The organism is Microbacterium sp. NPDC064978, from assembly GCF_044543605.1.
GTDB classification, from domain to species: domain Bacteria; phylum Actinomycetota; class Actinomycetes; order Actinomycetales; family Microbacteriaceae; genus Microbacterium; species Microbacterium meiriae.
This window is the reverse complement of the sequence record NZ_JBITWF010000004.1, coordinates 92,995-112,419: the sequence shown is the minus strand read 5'-3', so window position 1 is coordinate 112,419 and position 19,425 is coordinate 92,995. Positions and strand designations below refer to the sequence as shown.

Annotated in this window: 17 protein-coding genes; 9 read left to right on the top strand and 8 right to left on the bottom strand. The window is 70.1% G+C overall.

Features of this window, described 5'->3' with window-relative positions; genetic code table 11:
* Positions 1-94 precede the first annotated feature (94 nt).
* The 6 genes from ACIGJI_RS13495 to ACIGJI_RS13470 all read left to right on the top strand — a co-directional run bounded on the left by ACIGJI_RS13495 (position 95) and on the right by ACIGJI_RS13470 (position 7,473).
* The gene (locus ACIGJI_RS13495; protein WP_363446425.1) at positions 95-538 is read left to right on the top strand and encodes a hypothetical protein; all 444 of its coding nucleotides are present in this window, start codon (positions 95-97) and stop codon (positions 536-538) included.
* Between the two features lie 218 nt (positions 539-756).
* Complete coding sequence (locus tag ACIGJI_RS13490; RefSeq protein WP_363446427.1) at positions 757-1,314, top strand: hypothetical protein; 558 nt, start codon at positions 757-759, stop codon at positions 1,312-1,314.
* A complete protein-coding gene (locus ACIGJI_RS13485; protein WP_062637042.1) occupies positions 1,311-1,994 on the top strand; it encodes a hypothetical protein in 684 nt (227 codons plus the stop codon). The genes ACIGJI_RS13490 and ACIGJI_RS13485 overlap by 4 nt, the downstream gene beginning before the upstream one ends.
* A 139-nt stretch (positions 1,995-2,133) precedes the next feature.
* Positions 2,134-6,207 carry an Ig-like domain-containing protein gene (locus ACIGJI_RS13480; protein ID WP_363446429.1) on the top strand — a complete coding sequence of 1,358 codons (4,074 nt, stop codon included), beginning with the start codon at positions 2,134-2,136 and terminating at the stop codon, positions 6,205-6,207.
* Complete coding sequence (locus ACIGJI_RS13475) at positions 6,198-6,803, top strand: SGNH/GDSL hydrolase family protein (RefSeq protein WP_363446431.1); 606 nt, start codon at positions 6,198-6,200, stop codon at positions 6,801-6,803. Before ACIGJI_RS13480 ends, ACIGJI_RS13475 begins: the two co-directional genes overlap by 10 nt.
* Positions 6,804-6,822: 19 nt before the next feature.
* A complete protein-coding gene (locus ACIGJI_RS13470) occupies positions 6,823-7,473 on the top strand; it encodes a GntR family transcriptional regulator (RefSeq protein ID WP_363446433.1) in 651 nt (216 codons plus the stop codon).
* Between the two features lie 195 nt (positions 7,474-7,668).
* Here ACIGJI_RS13470 and ACIGJI_RS13465 read toward each other — a convergent pair whose 3' ends face one another.
* The 8 genes from ACIGJI_RS13465 to ACIGJI_RS13430 form a co-directional block, all read right to left on the bottom strand.
* Positions 7,669-8,478, bottom strand: coding sequence for an amidohydrolase family protein (locus ACIGJI_RS13465; RefSeq protein ID WP_363446435.1), 810 nt, complete (start codon positions 8,476-8,478; stop codon positions 7,669-7,671).
* 21 nt (positions 8,479-8,499) lie between these two features.
* On the bottom strand, positions 8,500-9,444 hold the full coding sequence (locus tag ACIGJI_RS13460; protein WP_363446437.1) for an aldo/keto reductase: 945 nt from the start codon (positions 9,442-9,444) through the stop codon (positions 8,500-8,502).
* On the bottom strand, positions 9,414-10,196 hold the full coding sequence (locus ACIGJI_RS13455) for a ribonuclease activity regulator RraA (RefSeq protein ID WP_259953317.1): 783 nt from the start codon (positions 10,194-10,196) through the stop codon (positions 9,414-9,416). The genes ACIGJI_RS13460 and ACIGJI_RS13455 overlap by 31 nt, the downstream gene beginning before the upstream one ends.
* Positions 10,193-12,109 carry a hypothetical protein gene (locus ACIGJI_RS13450; RefSeq protein WP_363446439.1) on the bottom strand — a complete coding sequence of 639 codons (1,917 nt, stop codon included), beginning with the start codon at positions 12,107-12,109 and terminating at the stop codon, positions 10,193-10,195. The genes ACIGJI_RS13455 and ACIGJI_RS13450 overlap by 4 nt, the downstream gene beginning before the upstream one ends.
* Entirely contained in the window at positions 12,106-12,960 is an 855-nt protein-coding gene (locus ACIGJI_RS13445; protein ID WP_101848193.1) for a carbohydrate ABC transporter permease, read from the bottom strand. Before ACIGJI_RS13445 ends, ACIGJI_RS13450 begins: the two co-directional genes overlap by 4 nt.
* A complete protein-coding gene (locus ACIGJI_RS13440) occupies positions 12,960-13,943 on the bottom strand; it encodes a sugar ABC transporter permease (protein ID WP_363446441.1) in 984 nt (327 codons plus the stop codon). The genes ACIGJI_RS13445 and ACIGJI_RS13440 overlap by 1 nt, the downstream gene beginning before the upstream one ends.
* 96 nt (positions 13,944-14,039) lie before the next feature.
* On the bottom strand, positions 14,040-15,308 hold the full coding sequence (locus ACIGJI_RS13435; protein WP_187662499.1) for an ABC transporter substrate-binding protein: 1,269 nt from the start codon (positions 15,306-15,308) through the stop codon (positions 14,040-14,042).
* A gap of 131 nt (positions 15,309-15,439) precedes the next feature.
* On the bottom strand, positions 15,440-15,976 hold the full coding sequence (locus tag ACIGJI_RS13430) for a CGNR zinc finger domain-containing protein (RefSeq protein WP_210675806.1): 537 nt from the start codon (positions 15,974-15,976) through the stop codon (positions 15,440-15,442).
* A 38-nt stretch (positions 15,977-16,014) separates the two neighbouring features.
* Here ACIGJI_RS13430 and ACIGJI_RS13425 point away from each other — a divergent pair, with 38 nt between their 5' ends.
* The 3 genes from ACIGJI_RS13425 to ACIGJI_RS13415 all read left to right on the top strand — a co-directional run bounded on the left by ACIGJI_RS13425 (position 16,015) and on the right by ACIGJI_RS13415 (position 19,343).
* Positions 16,015-16,959, top strand: a complete 945-nt coding sequence (locus ACIGJI_RS13425; protein ID WP_259953329.1) for a DMT family transporter — start codon at positions 16,015-16,017, stop codon at positions 16,957-16,959.
* 195 nt (positions 16,960-17,154) lie between these two features.
* Positions 17,155-17,820: a GntR family transcriptional regulator gene (locus tag ACIGJI_RS13420; RefSeq protein WP_187662496.1), complete on the top strand. Its 666-nt coding sequence runs from the start codon at positions 17,155-17,157 to the stop codon at positions 17,818-17,820.
* Positions 17,817-19,343 (top strand): MmgE/PrpD family protein, encoded by a 1,527-nt coding sequence (locus ACIGJI_RS13415; RefSeq protein WP_363446444.1) that lies wholly within the window; start codon positions 17,817-17,819, stop codon positions 19,341-19,343. The genes ACIGJI_RS13420 and ACIGJI_RS13415 overlap by 4 nt, the downstream gene beginning before the upstream one ends.
* Positions 19,344-19,425: the final 82 nt, after the last annotated feature.

Below are 19,425 nucleotides of genomic sequence, written 5' to 3'. Positions count from 1 at the left end.
ACGTCAACTGGAGAGCGCAATAGTCAGAAAGTGGTAGAAAGTGTTTGCTTTGTGAACTGATTCACCGGGACGGCGCCCTCGGTACGATCGCGACATGGGGTTCTCACTGCTCGGCCTGGCGGTGAGTCTCGCGATCTTCCTGCTGAACCTGCTGCTGATCCCCTTCCCGCCGAGGCCGAAGCTCGAGAGCCCGGCGGTGCCCCGTGTGCTCCTCGTGTTCGAGAGGGCAGGGCAGGCGCTCTGCATGACGGTCCCTGCGATCACGGCGGCCGGCCCGATCGCGTGGGCCTGGGCGGTGCCGGTGGGTGTGAGCGTCCTCGCCTACTGGATCCTCTGGATCCGCTACCTCCGTCGCGGCCGGCCCGCGTCGGCGCTGTTCGACACCGTCTTCGGCATCCCGGTGCCGATGGCTCTCGCGCCGGTGGCCGCCTTCCTCGGGGCAGCGGCCTGGCTGCAGAACCCGTGGATCGCGCTGGCCGCGGTCGTCCTCGAGGTCGGGCACATCCCGACCTCCCTCCTCGCGGGCCGGGAGGACTAGCGCTGGCTGCTCCGAGAGTCGCCGATTCCTCCTGGGAGTGGGCGATCACGACATCCTGAATCGGTGAGGCCTGGAGCGGAGCCCCTTGGTCAAGGGCTTGCTCAAGGGGAGCATTTTTCGCGGTGAACTGGATTTTTTCACAGTTGATCCTCGTGGCGATCGCGCGTCATAGTCGGAGGGTTGCGAGGCGAGCCGCGCCTCGTAAGGGAAGGGCGCGCATGTCGAAGAGAAGATTCACGCAGAGCCGGAATGCCGTCGCGATCTTGGCGTCCGCCGGGCTGCTGTTCAGTGGTGTGACATCGGCATCGGCCGACGAGTCCCCCTCGAATCCGGTGGATGCCGTCGCAGACGTCTCGCCAGTAGTAGGGGAAGTCGCGCTCGCGGACGATCAGGCGAGGGCGCTTGAGGGAAATGTGCTCATCGTCGATAGTGCTACCGGCGCGGTTTCCGTGACGTTACCGGTCTCGTCGAATGCGGACTCCGCTCTCATCGAGGGGGTGCCGGTCCTGTCGGACGGCGAATCGAGCGACATCGTTCCTGTGACTCTGGAGGATGGCTCAGTCGCGATCCACTCGGTAATGAATGATGCGAGCGCTCCCACCTCCTACCGGTATACGTTCAACATGGATGCCGGAACGATCGTGGATGGGCGCGTCCGTCGCTATTACTCGATCACGTCCGCAGGATCGACAGAACTCAAGACCCAGGCGCGTCTGATGGCCGTGAGGTCCGAGGCGGCTCTTCGTGCGCTGAGCGGTCGAAAGTCCCTCGCATGAGCACCGGTGGCGACGGCGCGAACATCGGCACTGAGCGGGTGCTGCGCGACATGCTCACGGAGGCGCATCTCGATCACCCCGAGCGTCGGTGGAAGGAGGAGGTCATCGCGTCGATGTTCCGGGGGCGGTGGTCGATGGCGATCGGGGTTGCGCTTCTCTGCGTCGGTGTCGCGGTTGCGAGCGCATCCTTTCTGCTGAGCGCTGCATTCACCGAGACAGGCGCCGCGTGGGGGCGGATCGGCCTCACGGGGGTCGTTCCCGCCCTCGCCATCGTTTCGCTGGGCCTCGCAGCCCAGGCGTCATCGCGCGTCTTGAAGGCCCCGTGGTTGGCGGTCGTTCTCGGGGTGGCCGGATCGGTTGCGACGAGCATTGTGTGCGAGTTCTGGTACGTCGGCGTCGCCGCGGGACAGCTTCTCATGGCCCCACTCCTCGCCGTGGCCTGTGCCGCGGTGGCGCTCAATGGGATGGCAGTGGCTGTGCTTATCCGTCCCCTTCTCCGACAGCTTTCTCTGGTGAGCGCAGTCGCCGTCGGCGTCATTGTCGTCGTGTTCGGCGGTGCCGCGTTCCTGCTGTTCGTCCTCCCGATCCTGACCACGGTGTTCATCGCGCTGGGGGCCCTGACGGCGGTCATCCTCCTCCATCGCGCCGAACGTCATGTTGCCGCCGCCGCGATGCACTGAGGTCGCCCACTGAGTCCGCCGATCCGAAACGATCAGTATCGATCCTTGCTAGTCGATTATCGATTGACTACGGTCGGAGCAGCCGCTCCCGCGGCGCCGCGCGCATCGGCCGTGCGGGAAGCGACAGTTCGGAGACGCGATGAAGCGTGTACTGGCAAGCCTGACCCTGGCGGCGGTGTTCGGATCCGCCCTCGGCGCGGCGATCCCGTCGGCGGCTGCGGCCGCGGACGATGACGCCCTCTACCTCGCGCCGGGAGGTGACGACGCGGCCTCCGGCACGATCGACGACCCCCTCGCGACGCTGGAAGGCGCCCGCGACCGGATCCGCGCGCTGAAGGCGGATTCCGCGCTCCCGAACGACGGCCTCACGGTGTACCTCCGGGAGGGCACGTACCCCCGCTCGGCGTCGTTCGAGATCGGCGCGCAGGACTCGGGCACTGCCGACGCCCCCATCACCTACCGCTCGTACCCGGGGGAGACTGCCACCCTCACCGGCGGTCGCGAGCTGCCGCGCGACCAGTTCGCCGCGGTCGACGACGCGGCGGTGACCGACCGCATCATCGACCCGGCTGCCCGCGACCGTGTCGTCGGGATCGACCTCGCCGACCTCGGCATCACCGACTACGGCCAGCTCAGCCGCCACGGCTACTGGAAGGCCAACGACGTCAGCACCACCCCGCCCATGGAGCTGTTCATCGACGGCCAGGGCATGACCCTCGCGCGCTGGCCCAACGCCGACGCGGCCACCCCGACCGTGCAGATGGGCGACATCATCGACGCCGGCCCCGACCGCAACGACGCCGACCTGCAGGAGCGCGGCGGCACGTTCAGCTACGGCTACGACCGCCCGAAGCACTGGACCCAGGCCGAGGACGTGTGGCTGGACGGCATCTTCGGCTACAGCTGGGAGTGGTCGTACAACAAGATCGAGAGCATCGACACCGAGGCGAAGACCATCACCCTCCGCTACGGCGAGATGTCCGGGATCATGAAGAGCTGGTTCCCGGACTTCCACTTCGCGCAGAACCTGCTGGAGGAGCTCGACGCCCCCGGCGAGTACTACATCGACCGCGACGCCGGGAAGCTGTACCTCATCCCGAACGCGGCCTTCACGTCCGGCCGCGGCGCCGTGACGGTGACGACCCTCGACGAGCCGATGCTGCGCGCCGACGGCGCCTCATATGTGAACTTCGACGACCTCGTGATGGAGTACGGACGCGCGACGGCCGCCGTGATCCTCGGCGGCTCGCACGTGACGATCTCGCACAGCGACATCCGCAACTTCACCGACGGCGGCGTGCTCATCAACTCGCCTGGTCGCTACACCTACGACGGCATCCCGGTGAACCGCGGCGGCCGCGACCACGCGGTCACCGACAGCCGGCTCACGCACGTGGGCGGCGTCGGCGTGGTGCTCCAGGGCGGCGACAAGACGACGCTCGAACCCGGCCGCAACCGGGTCGAGAATTCCGAGATCGCCGACTTCGCCTACTACCACAAGGCCTACAACCCCGGTGTGATGTTCGACGGCGTCGGCAACATCGCCAGGGACAACGAGATCCACGACGCTCCCCACCCCGGGATCATCGTGCACGGCAACGACCACCTGTTCGAGCGCAACGAGGTGTACGACGTCTGCAAGCAGTTCCACGACCTCGGTGCGATCTACATGAACTCCGGCAAGACCCCGCAGCAGCGCGGCCACGTGTTCCGGGAGAACTACTTCCACGACATCGGCGTCGGCATGGCGGGCGTCGAGGGCATCTACGCCGACAACTTCACGTGGGACCTCACGATCGAGAAGAACGTGTTCGTGAACATGGGCAACGGCGCGATCAAGAGCGGCTCGGCCGACTACATCGAGGCGCGCAACAACGTCTTCGTCGACGCGTACGCCCCGTACGACAACTACGAGCAGTGGATGGGCGACCAGGAGGGCAACGTCGTCGACCGCGACTACATGCCGGCCTGGGAGAAGGTGTTCGCCGACAACAACGACTTCGTGGGCACGCCGTACCTGACCAAGTATCCCGAGCTCGCGCACTTCTTCGAGGACGACCACCACTTCCCGAACCACAGCACCTTCGCCGAGAACGTCGTGTGGAACCCGAACCGGGCCCGGATGGCCGGCGTCAACGAACACGGCGCGAAGGACGGGAAGAACCTCCTGAACTACGAGGACAACTGGGTGGCCGACGCCGACCCCGGCTTCGTGGACGCCGCGAACGGCGACTACACGCTGAAGGCCGATGCCGCCGTGTTCGACCAGATCCCGGGCTTCGAGTCCATCGCCTTCGGCGAGATCGGGGTCGACGGCACGATCGGGCAGACGCAGCAGCCGCAGACCGTCCCGCTCGAGGGCATCGCGTTCGACAGCGACACGCTCACGATCGACGCGGGCGACGAGGTGCGCGTGCGCGCCGTGCCGCTGCCCTGGAACGCCGACGACGCCGCGGTGACCTACGCCTCGGCCGATGCCGCCGTCGCCACCGTGAACGACAAGGGCGTGGTGCTCGGCATGGGCCCCGGCACGACCACGGTCACGGCGACGGCGAAGGCCGATGCCACCAAGACCGCGACCATCGAGGTGATCGTCGAGGAGGGTGACGGCGTGCTGCACTTCACCGACTTCGAGTCGGGGGCGAACGGCTGGCCGACCGACCCGAACCGCTCCATCCAGGTGGATGCATCGGGCGACAAGGTGTACCGCATCCTCAAGGGCGCCAACAGCATCCTGCCGCGGGACTTCACGGAGTTCGTGCTCGACTTCGACGTCACGGCGCCGGCGACGACCCCCGCCAACGCGGGACTGATCGTCTACGACCGCAACGGCAAGGGCGGCGGCTACATCCGCTTCCGTCAGGCCGCGGCCGGTCCGACCTGGACGATCTTCGACGACGCCTGGAAGGTCGTCGCCGAGAAAGTCGTGCCGGCGGCGCAGGGCCTGACCCCCGGGGAGACGTCGCACGTCCGCATCGCGGTGCAGGACGGGCAGATCCGGATCTCCGTGAACGGGGCGATCGCGCTGGAAGGCGCCGACCCCGGCCCCGGCAAGGCCGGTCGGGTCGGGTTCTACGTGGAGAACTACGCCTCGCTCGACTTCGACGACATCGGGTTCTCGCTCTCCGGTGTTCCGGTCACGGGCGTGAGCCTGGATGCCGACGCCGTGGGACTGACCGTGGGGGAGCGGCGGTCCGTCGCGGCCACGGTCGCCCCGGAGGACGCCAGCGACGCCCGGGTCACCTGGACGACCGATGCCCCGGAGGTCGCCGCGGTCTCCGGCGGCCGGATCGCGGGAGTCGCGGCCGGCACGGCGACGATCACCGCGACCTCGGTCGCCGACCCGAGCCTCAGCGACACGGTCACCGTGACCGTGGACGACGCCGAGTACCCGACCACCCGCCTCGACGGCCAGCTGAAGGACGGGGCGAACTGGAGTCAGTCCGACCACATCGCCGTGGACGACACCGGCGTCGTGATCAGCGGCCAGGGCGTGCACGGCTACGAGGCCGAGCGCTTCGGCGACACGCTGCTGCAGTTCGAGGCGGAGTTCGGCGCCTTCGACGGCGGCTGGTACGGCTTCCAGGCGCGCTCCGATCAGACCGGGCTCCCCGCCTGGCAGAACTCCAACACCGGCTACCTCGCGGTGATCAAGGAGGACGTGATCGAGTTCCAGAGCTGGACCCCGGGCCAGACCATGCTCGACAGCATCCCCAACACGGTCATCGAGCCGGGCTCCACGCACCGCATCGAGTTCGGGGCCGTCGCCGAGGACGGTGGCACCCGCATCGTGCTCCGGGTGGACGACGTGACCGTGTGGAACATGGTCGACGCCAGGGAGAACCTCCGCATCGGTGCCGACGGCTTCTTCAACGTCTACCACTACGGCAAGACGAACACCCTGGCCGTGCGGCCGACGCCGCCGCCCGCGACGGTGACCGGCATCTGCTGGGCCCCCGAGGCCGACCCGAAGACCCGCTACGTGCGCGGCGAGGAGCTCGACGTGACCGGCATGCTGCTGGGGGTGGACTGGAGCGACGGCTCCCGCACCACGCAGCAGGTGACGGCGGACATGGTCAGCGGCTTCGACAGCAGCAAGGTGCGCCCGCACCACACGCTCACCGTGACGTACGCTGGCGCGAGCGTCGAGCTCCCGATCTCGGTGCGACCCAAGCTCAAGAACGACGAACAGGACGTGCCACGATGCGGGTGACCTTCATCGGAGACTCGATCACCGACGCGGGGCGCGATCGCTCCGACCCCGGGTCCTTCGGCGACGGCTACGTGTCGCTCCTCGCGCCCGAGCTGCAGGCGGCGGGAGCCACGGTCCGCAACCTCGGGATCGCCGGGGACCGCGCCCGCGACCTCGCCGCCCGGTGGGACGCGGAGCTGCTGCCGACGGCGCCGGAGCTGCTGACCGTGTACGTCGGCGTGAACGACATGTGGCGACGCTTCGACAGCGACGACCCGACCCCGGCCGAGGACTTCGAAGCGACGCTCGGCGACCTCCTCGCCCGAGCGGTGGCGACGCACGCCCCGCGGCTGATCCTCATGGAGCCGTACTTCCTCCCGGTGACGGAGGAACAGCGCGGGTGGCTCGACGACCTCGACGGGAAACGGGCGGCGGTGCGGGCTCTCGCCGCGGAACACGGGGCGGCGTTCGTGCCGCTGCACGATGTCTTCACGGCGGCCGCGGAGGAGCATCCGGTCGTCGAGCTCGCGCCGGACGGGGTGCACCCGACGCCCCGCGGATCCGCCCTCATCGCGGATGCCTGGCGCACGGCCGCGTCCATTAGCGATAGTCGATAATGGACGTAGACTGATGGTCATGACGGATGCTCTCGGCACGGCCGGACTGCAGCGCGGACTGCTGTCTGATCAGATCTACGCGCTCATCAAGGCGATGATCAAGGACTCCACGCTGGCTCCCGGCGAGCAGCTCGTGGAGTCGCAGCTCGCCCGGCAGATGCAGGTGAGCCAGGCGCCCGTGCGCGACGCCCTCAAGCGGCTCGCCCACGAGGGTCTCGTGTCGCACGTGCGGCATCAGGGCAACTTCGTCGCGAGCTACTCCGCGGAGGAGGCGGCGCAGGCCAAGGTCGCCCGCGTCGAGCTGGAGGGGCTGGCCGGACGGCTGGCCTGCGGAGCGCTCGACCCGGCTCGCCGGGCCGAGCTCGTCGGCCTCATCGCACAGATGCACGAGGCGGCCGAGGCGGAGGACCTCGCCCGGTTCCGCGAGCTCGACTTCACCTTCCATCGTGCGGTGATCGAGGCCAGCGGCAACGTGTACCTCCCCCGCATGTGGGACCTCCTGGAGCCGAGCCTGCGCGTCATGCACGTGCTCGGTGACCCCACCTTCACGGGGGACTGGCACGAGGTCGCGGACTGGCACAGGGGCCTGCTCGACACGCTGGACGACGGTGATGAAGAGGCCGCGTCCTCCCTGTTCCGCGCCCACGCCGCCGGCACCCTCCTCGACTGACCCCCGCGCGAGCTCGCAGTTTCGCACCGGGGTCGCACGGCTGGCCGGAGCCCCTGCGACACGGGGCGGATCCGCGACGGGGGTGTGGAAGGGTCCCGGGGTGGGGAGTCCCTGCGCGGGGTCGCAGTTTCGCACCGGGGTCGCACGGGTGACCAGAGTCCCTGCGACGCGGTGAGGATCTGCGACGGGGGAGGGCTATGCCGTGAAGGGGGAGAGGCGGTCGGCGGTGCCGGACCAGAACGCTCGAGCCTCGGAAGGGGACAGGGGAGGAAGAGCCCGCCGGGTCGCGGCGAGCACCTCCGCGTAGGTCGTGGTCCGCGTGGACATCGGCCAGTCGCTGCCGAACATCAGCCGGTCCGCGCCGAAGAGAGTGAATGCGGAGCGCAGCAGTTCCCGCGACTCGTCCGCCCCGCGTGCCCCAAGGTCGAGTCCGGACACCTTCGCCGACACCCCGGGAGCCGACGCGGCCTCGGCGAGGGCGGAGAGCCATGCGGCATCGGCCGTCCGGGCGCCGAGGCCGAGGTGGCAGAGGACGATCGCGGTGCCGGGGTGCCGTCGGGAGAGGGTGGCCGCGGCGGGAAGCTGGTCCGGACGGATGAGGAGTTCGAGGGTGCGGGCGGTCGCGCCCAGGTGGTCGGCGAGGGCGTCGAGGCCGTCCACATCGGACAGGTCAGCGGCGTACTGCGGCACCGCGGCGCGCACGCCGACCACGGCGGGAGAGAACGCGACTGCGGTGGCGCCGGCGGCCCGTCCCGGCGCGGGGGTGTACTGCAGCACCACGCGCCGCAGGTACGGGTCCCGGGCGGCCGTCGCCGTCAGCCATTCCGCCTCGGCCACCGAGTCCGCTGCTTGCACGGCGATGGCGGAGGAGACGCCGGCGTCCGTCAGCTCCCGCCCGAGGTCTGTGGCCGCGGCGTGGCGGGGAAGGCCGAGATCGTCGCGGAACCACGGGATCGGCACGGCATCCGCGTCCCAGACGTGCACGTGGGTGTCGACGATCCGCACGTCAGACCCTGCGCCGCGCGATCACGCGGCCTCCGCGTCGAGGGCGTCCCACAGCGCGGCGGGCAGCTCGGCGTCGAGGCCGTCCACGAACGCGTCCACCTCCGCGGGCGTCCGCGCCCCGACGACTACGGCGTCCGCACCGTGCCGCAGCGGGAACTGCACCGCGGCATCCGCGAGCCGCACGTCGTACGTCGCGCACACGGCCTGCAACCGCAGCGCCCGCTCCCGGAGCTCCGGTGGTGCGGGCTTGTACTCGAAGAACGGCGAGCCGACCGGGTCGACGAGGATGCCGGAGTTGAACACGGCGGCCGCGAGCACCCCGATGCCGCGCGCCGCCGCGGTCGGCAGCAGCCGGTCCAGGGCGGAGCGGTCGAGCAGAGTGAGTCGTCCGGCCTCCATCACCACGTCGAGCGGCGCCTCGGCGACGTAGCGCTCCAGGGGGTCGAGCCGCCCGAGGCCCACACTGATCGCGCGCACCACCCCTTCGTCGCGCAGCTCGACGAGCGCCGGGAGTGCTGTCGCGAACGCCGCCTCCACGTCCAGGGGGTCGTGCAGGTGCAGCACGTCCACGCGATCGACGCCCAGCCGGGCGAGGCTGCCGTCGAGGCTCCTCCGCACGCCGTCCCTGCTGAGATCGACGACCGAGTCGTGCCCGCTCGCGGCTCCCGAGACCGGCCGGCCGTCCGCATCGACGAGCACCCGGCCGACCTTCGTCGCGATCACGTAGTCGTCGCGCGGGACGTCGCGGAGGGCGAGGCCGAGCTTCCGCTCGCTCTCACCCGACCCGTACAGGGGCGCGGTGTCGAAGAACCGCACGTCCCGGGCGAGCGCCGCATGCACGGTGGCCACCGCGTCGGCGTCCGCCACGGGGGCGAAGAGGTTGCCGATCGGCGCGCAACCGAGTCCGACGTCGTCGCGCGCGGCGGCGGCGGGGTTCAGCGGACGGAGCTCTGGACGGAACGCCATGCCTCGTACTCCTCGCGGCTGTCGGGGGTCAGCGGGTAGTAGTCGCTCAGGCGCGCGCCCTCGTCGAGGCGGCGGCGGCTGAACACCTCCCACTCCTCATGATCGCGCGCGTCGTCCACGACCTGCGGCGCCATCGCCTGCGGCACCACGACGGGGCCGTCGTCGTCGGCGACCACGAGGTCGCCCGGCATGCACAGCGCACCGCCCACCGCGACCGGCACGTCGTACGCCCACGGCACGAGCTCCGACTGCGAGGCGTAGTGCGGGGTCGTGCCCGTCGACCACACCGGGATGCCGAGCTCGCGGATGCGGCCGGCGTCGCGGATGCGGCCGTCCACGACGATCCCCGCCCCGCCCTTGCGTGCGAAGTAACGCGCCAGGATGTCGCCGATGCACCCGGAGAAGCGGCTGCCGTAGGCCTGGATCACCAGCACGTCGCCGGGCTGCACGGCCTCGAGCACGTGCCACAGGGCGGTGTGCCGCTCGGCGTACTCCTGACCGTCGCCGGAGGCCATGTCCTCGCGCTGCGGCATGAACTGCAGCGTCAGCGCCGAGCCGACCACGCGCTGACCGAGGCTCAGCGGCTCCGGCCCGTCGATGTAGCTGCGGCGGATCCCGAGCCCGTGCAGCTTGGCGCACGCGGTGGCGGAGGAGATCGCGTCGAAGGAGTCGACCACCTCGCGCGAGGGCCGCTCGTAGGCCCCACCCCGCACGGGCAGGGCGAAGTCGGGTCGGATCAGATCGGCGCTCATGCGTCTCCTTCAGGGAACAGGTGGCGCGGCGAGCCGGTCGCACGCGCGATGGTCAGGTCGAGGTCGGCGGTGTGCGCCGGGGGCAGGGTCACCACGAGGTCGTCGTCGACATCGAGGGTCGTCGTGACGAGCGGGGCGTCCGCGGCCGTGTAGGTGCCCGAGGCGCCGGGCCAGAAGCCGGGCTCCTCCCCGGTGGCGGTCACCTGGACGATCCGGTCGAGCCCGAAGCGCCCGCCGCGCAGCCGCACGGTGCGCGTGTGCACGGCGGAGGTGTTCACGAGCTGCACGCCGATGCCGTGGTCGTCGAGGCGGTGCACGAGCGCGGCGACGTCCTCCGGGAGCCCGGGTCGCGCGCGGTCCACATCCTCGTAGCGCAGAGCCGTGAAACCGAGTCCGCCGTTGTAGAGCACCTGTGGAGCCCCGCCGACGAGCTGGGTCAGCACCTCGGTCACGACGGGGTTCACGCGCTGCCAGAAGTGCAGGTGCGCGGCGTCGGGGTCGCGGTCGTCGGCGAGCATCATCGCGGCACGGCGCGCCACCTGGCCGAGCGCCATCTCCAGCGCCCGCACCGGGTACTCCGGGAGGTCGCCGGAGAGATACGCGAACCAGCCGGCCTCGTGGCCCGCCTCCTCCTTGTCGCGGAACGGCGCGACGAGGTCGGTGGAGTCGGGGAGACCGGCGATCGCCGTCTCCAGCCGCTCCCGGTCAGACGCCCGTCGCGACCACCACCAGAGCCACAGGGGGAGGTCGAGTTGCAGCGGACCGTAGTCGAACCAGCCGTCCGCGCCGTGACGGTAGGGGACGAGCAGTCCCGGCTCGGTGGCGGCGGCACCGAGCCGGGCCATCCATCCGCCGCGCAGGCTGTAGGTGGACTCGGCGACGCTGCCCGTGCGCGCCTCGGCGAGCACGGTGTCGAGCATCGTGCGCACGAGGTCGAGGGCGGCGTCGTCGCCTGTGACGAGCGCGTGGTTGAGGGCACCGATCAGGGCGCTCATGCCGACCGAGTGCAGCCCGTGCGGCCAGGCCCAGCCGTAGTGCCCGCCCCACCAGCGGCCGTCGTGGAGGGAGCCGACGGTGCCGTCCGGGCCGACGTTGTCGGGGAGCAGCCCGCCGTCCGCCCGCGCGCGCCAGCCGTCGACGTACCGGCGGATCCACGCGGCCGCCTCCTCGTCACCGTCGTAGAGCCAGCGGTTCGCGGCGAGGGAGGTCGCGGCGAGGTTCACGGCGATGTCACCGGCCGCGCGGCGCTGCATCTCCTCCGCCATGCGCTGGGCGTGCGCGGGGTCGGCGAGGTCTTCCCACGAGGCGATCCCGTCCACACCGTGCAGCGGCAGGCCGTAGGGGCGCATCTCGTCCCGGTCGGCCGTGTACGGCACGATCTTCTCGTCGAGTCCCTCGCGGGCGCCCAGCGCGCCGTTGTGCGGCGAGCGGATCATGTTGCGCTCGGCGTCGTAGTTGCCCTTCGCGGGGTCGGTGAAGAGGGCCGCGAACCGGGCCGCCCGCGCGGCGAACGCGGTGTCGGCCGGGTCGGCGGCGCAGATGCCGGCGAGGAAGAGCAGCGACTCGCCCTGATGGAACCAGTCGTAGCCGTTGTCGTACTCCTCGGCGAGCATGCCCGCCTCGGCGAGCTGCACGGTCACGCCCTCCCAGTGCCGCTTGGCGTCGGCGAGAACCTCGTCGGGGCCGCCGAGCAGGTAGAACGCGGGCCAGTTGAAGAACGGCTCGTACAGGTCGTCCACGCCGTCGCGGTCGATGAACTCGGCGACGCCGCGGAGGCGGCCGTCCGGCAGCGTGTAGCGGTCGCGAAAGAGGCGGCGGGCCTCCTCGACCTCGGCGAAGAGCCGGCGCTGCAGCACGGCCCATGCCGGGATCGTGCGCAGCGGACGGGTGAGCGGGGTCTCCGGCACGGTCATCCCTTCGTCGCTCCGGCGACCAGGCCGCCGATGATGTGGCGCTGCATCACGATGAAGAACACCATCGCGGGCAGCACGGCCAGCAGGAGGGTCGGGAACACCTGCGTGTAGTCGGTGGAGAACTGTCCGACCGCCGCATACACCCCGGTGGTCACCGTGTAGATCCCGGAGCTCGGCCCGAGGATGATCTGCGGACTCACGAAGTCGTTCCACACCCCGATCGAGTTGAGCACCACGACCGTCGCGACCACGGGCTTCATGATCGGGAAGATGCACGCCCAGAATGCGCGGATGGGACCGGCGCCGTCCAGCGACGCCGCCTCGTCGATGTCGCGGGGCACGCTACGGAGGTAGGCGGTGAACAGGAAGATCGTCACCGGCAGGGTCGCCGCGGTCTCGAAGAGGATGAACCCGGGGATCGTGTTGATGAGCCCGAGCACCCGCAGCACGAAGACCACAGGGATCAGCGTCACCTGGCCCGGGATGAAGAGCCCGGAGACGAAGAGCAGCAGGAGTCCCAGGTGCCACTTCGACCGTCCGCGCGCGATCACGTAGGCGACGGGCGCGGCGAGGGCGATGCAGCACAGATTCACCAGCACGACGAACAGCAGCGTGATGCCGTACGCGGCGATCACGTTGAACTTGCTGCTCGTGATCGCGGCCCACAGGTAGTCGAACGTGAACATCTGCGGAGTGATCAGCAGGGGGTTCTCGATGATGTCGGCCTGCGGTTTGAAGGCGTTGATCAGCATCGTGTACATCGGGATCAGCATCGTGATCGCGACGACGCCGAGGACGATCCACCGGATCGCGCTGACGGCGAGGGCTGGGCGGTTGCGGGTCTGCTTCATCAGTCGGTCGCCTTCTGCTCGGCGCGGCGTCGCACCAGGGTGACGGCGAGGCCGACGACCGCGGTGACGATGAGGAGGATCATGGACTGCGCGGCGCCGAAGCCGAGGGCCGAGTTCGCGAAGGAGTCCTTGAGGATCTGGTAGACGATGGTCTGCGTCGAGCCGGCAGGCCCGCCGTCGGTGAGCGACAGCACCACGTCATACGCCTTGAGGAGCCCGACGAGCGTGAGCACGAGGTTCACGGTGAAGACGGGGGCGATGAGCGGCAGCGTGATGGAGCGGAACTGCTGCCACCGCGTGGCGCCGTCCACCGTCGCCGCCTCGTAGTACTCCGCCGGGACCGACTTGATGCCGGCGAGGAACAGGATCATGTTGAAGCCGAAGTGCGACCACACGATCGTGAAGATCACGCTCGCCTTGGCGAAGGTCGGGTCCGTGAGGAACGGCATCGCCGGGAGGCCGAGCGTGCTGAGCAGACCGTTGACGGCGCCGGTGGGGGAGAGCATCGCCGACCACAGGAAGCCGATGATGAGGGCGCTGATCACGTACGGGTAGAAGAAGACCGTCCGCAGGATCGTGTTCGAGCGGCCGGGCCCGGAGATGAGGGCGGCGATCGCGAGGCCGATGGCGTTGCAGAGGATCGTGCCGACCACGGCGATGATGCCCGTGAAGATCGCGGCCTGTATCGAGCGCGGGCTGCGGAACGCCTTGATGTAGTTGTCCCAGCCGACGAAGGTGAAGTTGAGGCTGTACCCGTTCCAGTCGGTGAAGCTGAGCACCGCCGCGAGGATCATCGGGATGACGAACATCGCCAGGAACACGGCGACGGCCGGGCCTCCCATGAGGATGCCGGGGATCCGGTTCCGCCACTGCTGCAGCGCGGTGCGGCGGCGCGGGGCGGGGGTCGAGCTCATCGGCGTGGATGGTCCTGTCGGGGCGGTGGCCGCGGCCGGGGGTGGCGCGGTCGTGGTGGGCGGGGTCATGGCGGCACTCTCGTTCTCGGTGGCGCGTAAGCGGGGAGGGCGCTGGAGCAGCGCCGGGGAGGAGCCGGGGACGGTGCGTCCCCGGCTCCTCGAGGGTCAGCCGGCGTTCGCGGCGAACCAGTCGTCCATGGCCTGCAGCACCTGGTCGGCGGGCGCGCCGCCGAGGAGGGCCTGGGTCTGGGTGTTGATCTCGCCCGCGTAGCCGTCGGGGAGGGTGCGCTCGCCGTAGCCACCGCCGGTGGGCGTGTAGGCCTCGGCGGGGGTGTCGGCGACGATCTGCAGCAGCTCCTCGCCGAGCGGCGTCATGTCGTACTCGTAGCCGTCGCGGAAGTTGCCGTCGACAGCGAGCTGGTCGCTCACGGCGGTCTGGTCGGTGGTGAGGAACTCGATGAGCTTCGCCGCGGCATCCTGGTTCTTGCTCGCCTTGAGGATCGAGTAGGGACTGGCGATGTTGGCGCCCATCGCGGGCTGCTCGTCGGCGCTCATCGCGGGGGCGCGGAAGACGCCGATGTCGGCCGAGTCCGTCGCCTTCGCCTGGGTGCCGGCGAACCAGCTGCCCATCGAGTACACCGCGGTCTTGCCGGAGAGGAAGGCCTGCTCGGCATCCGGGTACTTGATGCCCAGGGCGTCGCCGGGGATGTACCCCTCGGACACCCAGTCCGCGTAAGTCTCGACCGCGTCGCCGTAGGTCTCGCTGAACGTGACGTCGCCCGCCGAGATGTCCTGGAACCACTCCGGGTCGTCGGCGATGATGGTCGGCAGTCCGAGCGCCTGCAGCGTGTGGCTGGTCATCCAGTCACCGCCGGTCTGGACGGGGGTCCACCCTGCGTCCTTGAGCTTCCCGAGGGCGTCCGTGAGCTCGTCGACGGTCGTCGGCAGCTCCGTGATCCCGGCCTCCTCGAAGGCGGTCTTGTTGTAGAAGAAGAGGCTCTGCAGCTGCACGCCGATGCCGGCCATGTAGTTCTTGCCGTCGATCGAGTACTGGTCGGCGAGCGGACCGGACGACGCCCATTCGTACTGCGAGAGGTCGACGAGCTCGGGAGCGAGCTTGGTCGTCGGGGCGATGGACTGCACGACGTCGGGAGCGTCACCGGCGGCCAGCAGACGCGGCACGGCGGCTTCGACCCCCTCGGCACCCGGGTTCTGGATGACGACGTCGATGTTCGGGTTGGCGTCCTCGAACGGGGCGACGAGGTCGTTCCAGAACTCCTCGGTCAGGTTCGGGGTGACGTTCACGAGCATGCGGACGGTGACGTCGCCGCCGGCATCGCCGCCGTCGTCACCGGCGGTGGTCGAGCAGCCGGCGATGGCGAGGGCGGATACCGCCGCGATGCCGGCGAGGGGGAGGACTCGGGCCTTGATCATCGTTGATCCTTTCCTGATGCATGAGGGAGGGCCGCTCGCGACATTACACTAATCGATAATCGTTTGTGAAGAGCGGGCAGCATCAGATCTCGCTCGGAGAGGGCGGCCTCCGAGCGTGGCGGGCGACGGGGTCAGCCGGCGGCGCGCCGGGCGCGATAGGCCGCCACGGCGTTGCGGTTGGCGCAGCTCGTGGAGCAGTACCGTTTGGAGCGGTTGCGGGAGAGGTCGAGCGCGATCGCCTGGCAGGTCTCGTCCGCGCAGACGGTGAGGCGAGAGCCTTCGTCCGTGCGGATGACGTCGATCAGAGCCATCGCCGTCTCCACGAGCACGCGTTCGGCCAGCGGGCGCTCATCGGCGAGGCCGTGCAGGTGCCAGTCCAGCTCGTCGTGACGGACGAGCCGCGGGGTCAGACGCACCTCCGCGAGAGCGGCGTTCACGTGCGCGGCCATCTCGTCGCGCGGAGCCAGCAGCATGGCACGGAGCCGCGGGCGCAGAGCGCGGAGGTCGTCGAGCTCCACCGCGTCCCTGTCGACCCGTCCCGTGTACGGGAACACCTGGAGGAAGGTCTTCTCGTCGTCGATATCCACGAGGGTGTCCGGCTCTTCCGCCGAGTTCGCGAGCCAGACCGCCGCTCGGAGTGCGTCCTCGGTGTCATCGGTGAAGACCATGTTGACAGCTTACTCCCGTCGGCGTACCGTCATCTCCCATGAGCACCGTGGCTGATGACACGATAAGCACACGGGCGAGTGTGCGTCTCGGCCTCCCGCTCGCGATCGCCGCCGCTTTCGCGTTCGGGTCCTCCGGGGCCTGGGCGCGCGGGCTTATCGATGCGGGGTGGACGCCGGGTGCCGCCGTCACCGTGCGGGTGTGGGTCGCGGCGCTCGTGCTGCTCGTCCCCACTCTTCTCGCGCTGCGGGGACGGTGGCGTGCGCTCCGGCAGAACGCGGGGATGGTCGCCGCCTATGGCCTGCTCGCCGTCGCAGCCACCCAGCTCTGCTACTTCCAGGCTGTCGCGGTGATGGACGTCGGGATCGCTCTGCTCATCGAGTACACCGCCCCGGTCGCGGTGCTCGTCTGGCTCTGGCTGCGTCGGGGAGAGCGTCCCACGCGGCGCAGCGTCCTCGGTGCCGGCATCGCCTTCGTCGGACTCGTCCTCATGCTCGACATCGTCACCGGTGCGCAGGTGAACGTGCCCGGGGTGCTCTGGGCGCTCGGTGCGATGGTGGGGGCCGCGAGCTACTTCGTGCTGTCCGCCCGGGCCGACACCGGCATCCCGCCGATCGCGCTCGCGGGGAGCGGGTTGCTGCTCGGCGCCGTCGGCCTGAGTCTCGCCGCGCTCGTCGGGGTGCTGCCCTTCGCGTGGACGACCGCCGACGTCGACTACCGCTTCGGCGCGGTGCCCTGGTTCGTGCCGGTGCTCGCGATCGGCGTGATCGCGACGGCCCTCGCGTATGTGCTCGGCATCGTCTCGACACGGATGCTCGGCTCGCGCCTGGCCTCGTTCGTCGCCCTCGCCGAGGTCGTGGCCGCCCTCCTCTTCGGCTGGCTTCTGCTCGGCCAGCTCCCCGGTCCGCTGCAGGCCGTCGGTGGCGTGCTCGTGCTCGCCGGTGTGGTCGTGGTGAAGCTCGGCGAGCCCCGCCCCGCCGCCTGAGCGGCGTCCCGCGGGCACGACTTCGGACTCCAGGGCCGACACGCCGCCCCCCGGCCCCGCCGTGCGGCGTGTCCGCGGCGATCTCCGAAGCTGTGCCCGGATGGGGGAACGGCTGGGCGGAGACTATGTATACGAATGGAACGCCTGTACCAGAGAAAAGGACCAAGGAGGGCCAGTTATGTATACACTGGCGATATGGTCCTCCCGGTCGAGCGCACGTCCATGGGTGATCGCGCCTATGCGGCGCTCCTGGACGGCATCCAGTCCGGGGAGCTGCCGGCCGGTTTCGTGCTCGGCGAGGTGGAGCAGGCCGAGCGCCTCGGCGTGAGCCGGACGCCGCTGCGGGAGGCGCTGCGTCGTCTGGCAGCCGACGGTCTGGTCGTGCAGCAGTCGCCCCGCGTCACCGTGGTCGCCGACCTCGACGCCGACGACATCCGGTCCCTGTTCGAGATCCGCCGCGCGCTGGAGGAGACCTCCGCCCGCCTCGCGGCCGTCCGGGGCGACGCCGACCGGTTCGCCGCGCTCGCCGCGGAGTTCGCGCACGTGGACCTCACCAGGGCGGAGGGCCGCGACGCCTACTACGCGCTGATCGCGCGGTTCGATGCGGCCCTCGACGACGCCGTCGCCAACGACTACATCGCCGCGGCGCTGCGCACGGTCCGCACCCACCTCGTCCGCGTGCGGCGCATGGCGCGGGACAAGCCCGCGCGGCTCGCAGCCTCCGCGGCCGAGCACCGCACGATCGCCGAGGCGCTCGCCGCCCGCGACGGCGACCTCGCCGCCCATGCCACGCATGTGCACCTGCACAACGCGCTCACAGGCATCCTCGACTCCCTCCCCGACAGCGAAGGACACTCATGACCGTCACCCACCACGTCCGCGTGCACGCCAGCTCCGAGAACCTCGTCCGCGAGGACCAGCTCGCCTGGAAGATCGCCGAGGTCGCGGTCGACCAGATCGAGGTCGAGCAGCCCGTCGTCGACATGATCATCAACCGCATCATCGACAACGCGTCCGTCGCCGCGGCCTCCCTCACCCGTGCGCCGATCGTCGCAGCCCGCGCGCAGGCGTTCAGCCACCCCGTGTCCACCGGTGGTGCCGGCGCCAACCTCTTCGGAACACCGCTCGACCGCCGCACCAGCCCGGAGTGGGCGGCCTGGGCGAACGGCGTGGCCGTGCGCGAGCTCGACTACCACGACACGTTCCTCGCCGCCGAGTACTCGCACCCGGGCGACAACATCCCGCCGATCCTCGCGGTCGCGCAGCACACCGGCAAGGACGGCAGCGCGCTCATGCGCGGCATCGCCACCGGCTACGAGATCCAGATGGACCTGGTGCGCGCGATCTGCCTGCACAAGCACAAGATCGACCACGTCGCGCACCTCGGCCCGTCCGCCGCCGCCGGCATCGGCACCCTCCTCGGCCTCGACGTCGAGACGATCTACCAGGCGGTCGGCCAGGCGCTGCACACCACGACTGCCACCCGGCAGAGCCGCAAGGGCGAGATCTCCACGTGGAAGGCGCACGCCCCGGCCTTCGCCGGCAAGATGGCCGTGGAAGCGGTCGACCGGGCGATGCGCGGCCAGACCAGCCCCGCGCCGATCTACGAAGGCGAGGACGGCGTGATCGCCTGGATGCTCGACGGCAAGGACGCCGCCTACGAGGTGCCGCTGCCCGCTGCGGGCGAGCCCAAGCGCGCGATCCTCGACTCCTACACGAAGGAGCACTCCGCGGAGTACCAGGCGCAGGCGTGGATCGACCTCGCCCGCAAGCTCGGCACGGCGAACCCGGCGCTCCGCGACCCCGCGAACATCGCCTCGATCGTGCTGCACACCAGCCACCACACGCACTACGTGATCGGCTCGGGTGCGAACGACCCGCAGAAGTACGACCCGACGGCGTCCCGCGAGACGCTCGACCACTCGATCCCGTACATCTTCGCGGTGGCGCTGCAGGACGGCGGCTGGCACCACGTCGACTCCTACACGCCGGAGCGCGCCGGCCGGGCCGACACCGTCGCCCTGTGGCACAAGATCACCACGGCCGAGGACGCGGAGTGGACGCGCCGCTACCACTCGGAGGACCCGGACGAGAAGGCCTTCGGCGGCCGCGTCGAGATCCTCCTCACCGACGGCTCGACCGTGGTGGACGAGATCGCCGTCGCCGACGCCCACCCGCTCGGTGCGCGCCCGTTCGCACGGGAGAACTACATCGCCAAGTTCCGCCTGCTCGCGGAGCCCGTACTCGAGGCCGCTGAGATCGAGCGGTTCCTGGAGCTCGTGCAGCGCCTGCCCGAGCTCACGGCCGCCGAGGTCGCCGAGCTCTCGATCGTCGCGAAGCCGGGTCTGCTCGACGACGCCGCGGCGCCCGCCGGTCTGTTCTGATGCCCACGCCGTTCATAACTCAGGAGAATCGGCGCGGAATGCGTCGGCTGACCGCCTACACGGCACTTTCCCCCGCCGGTCT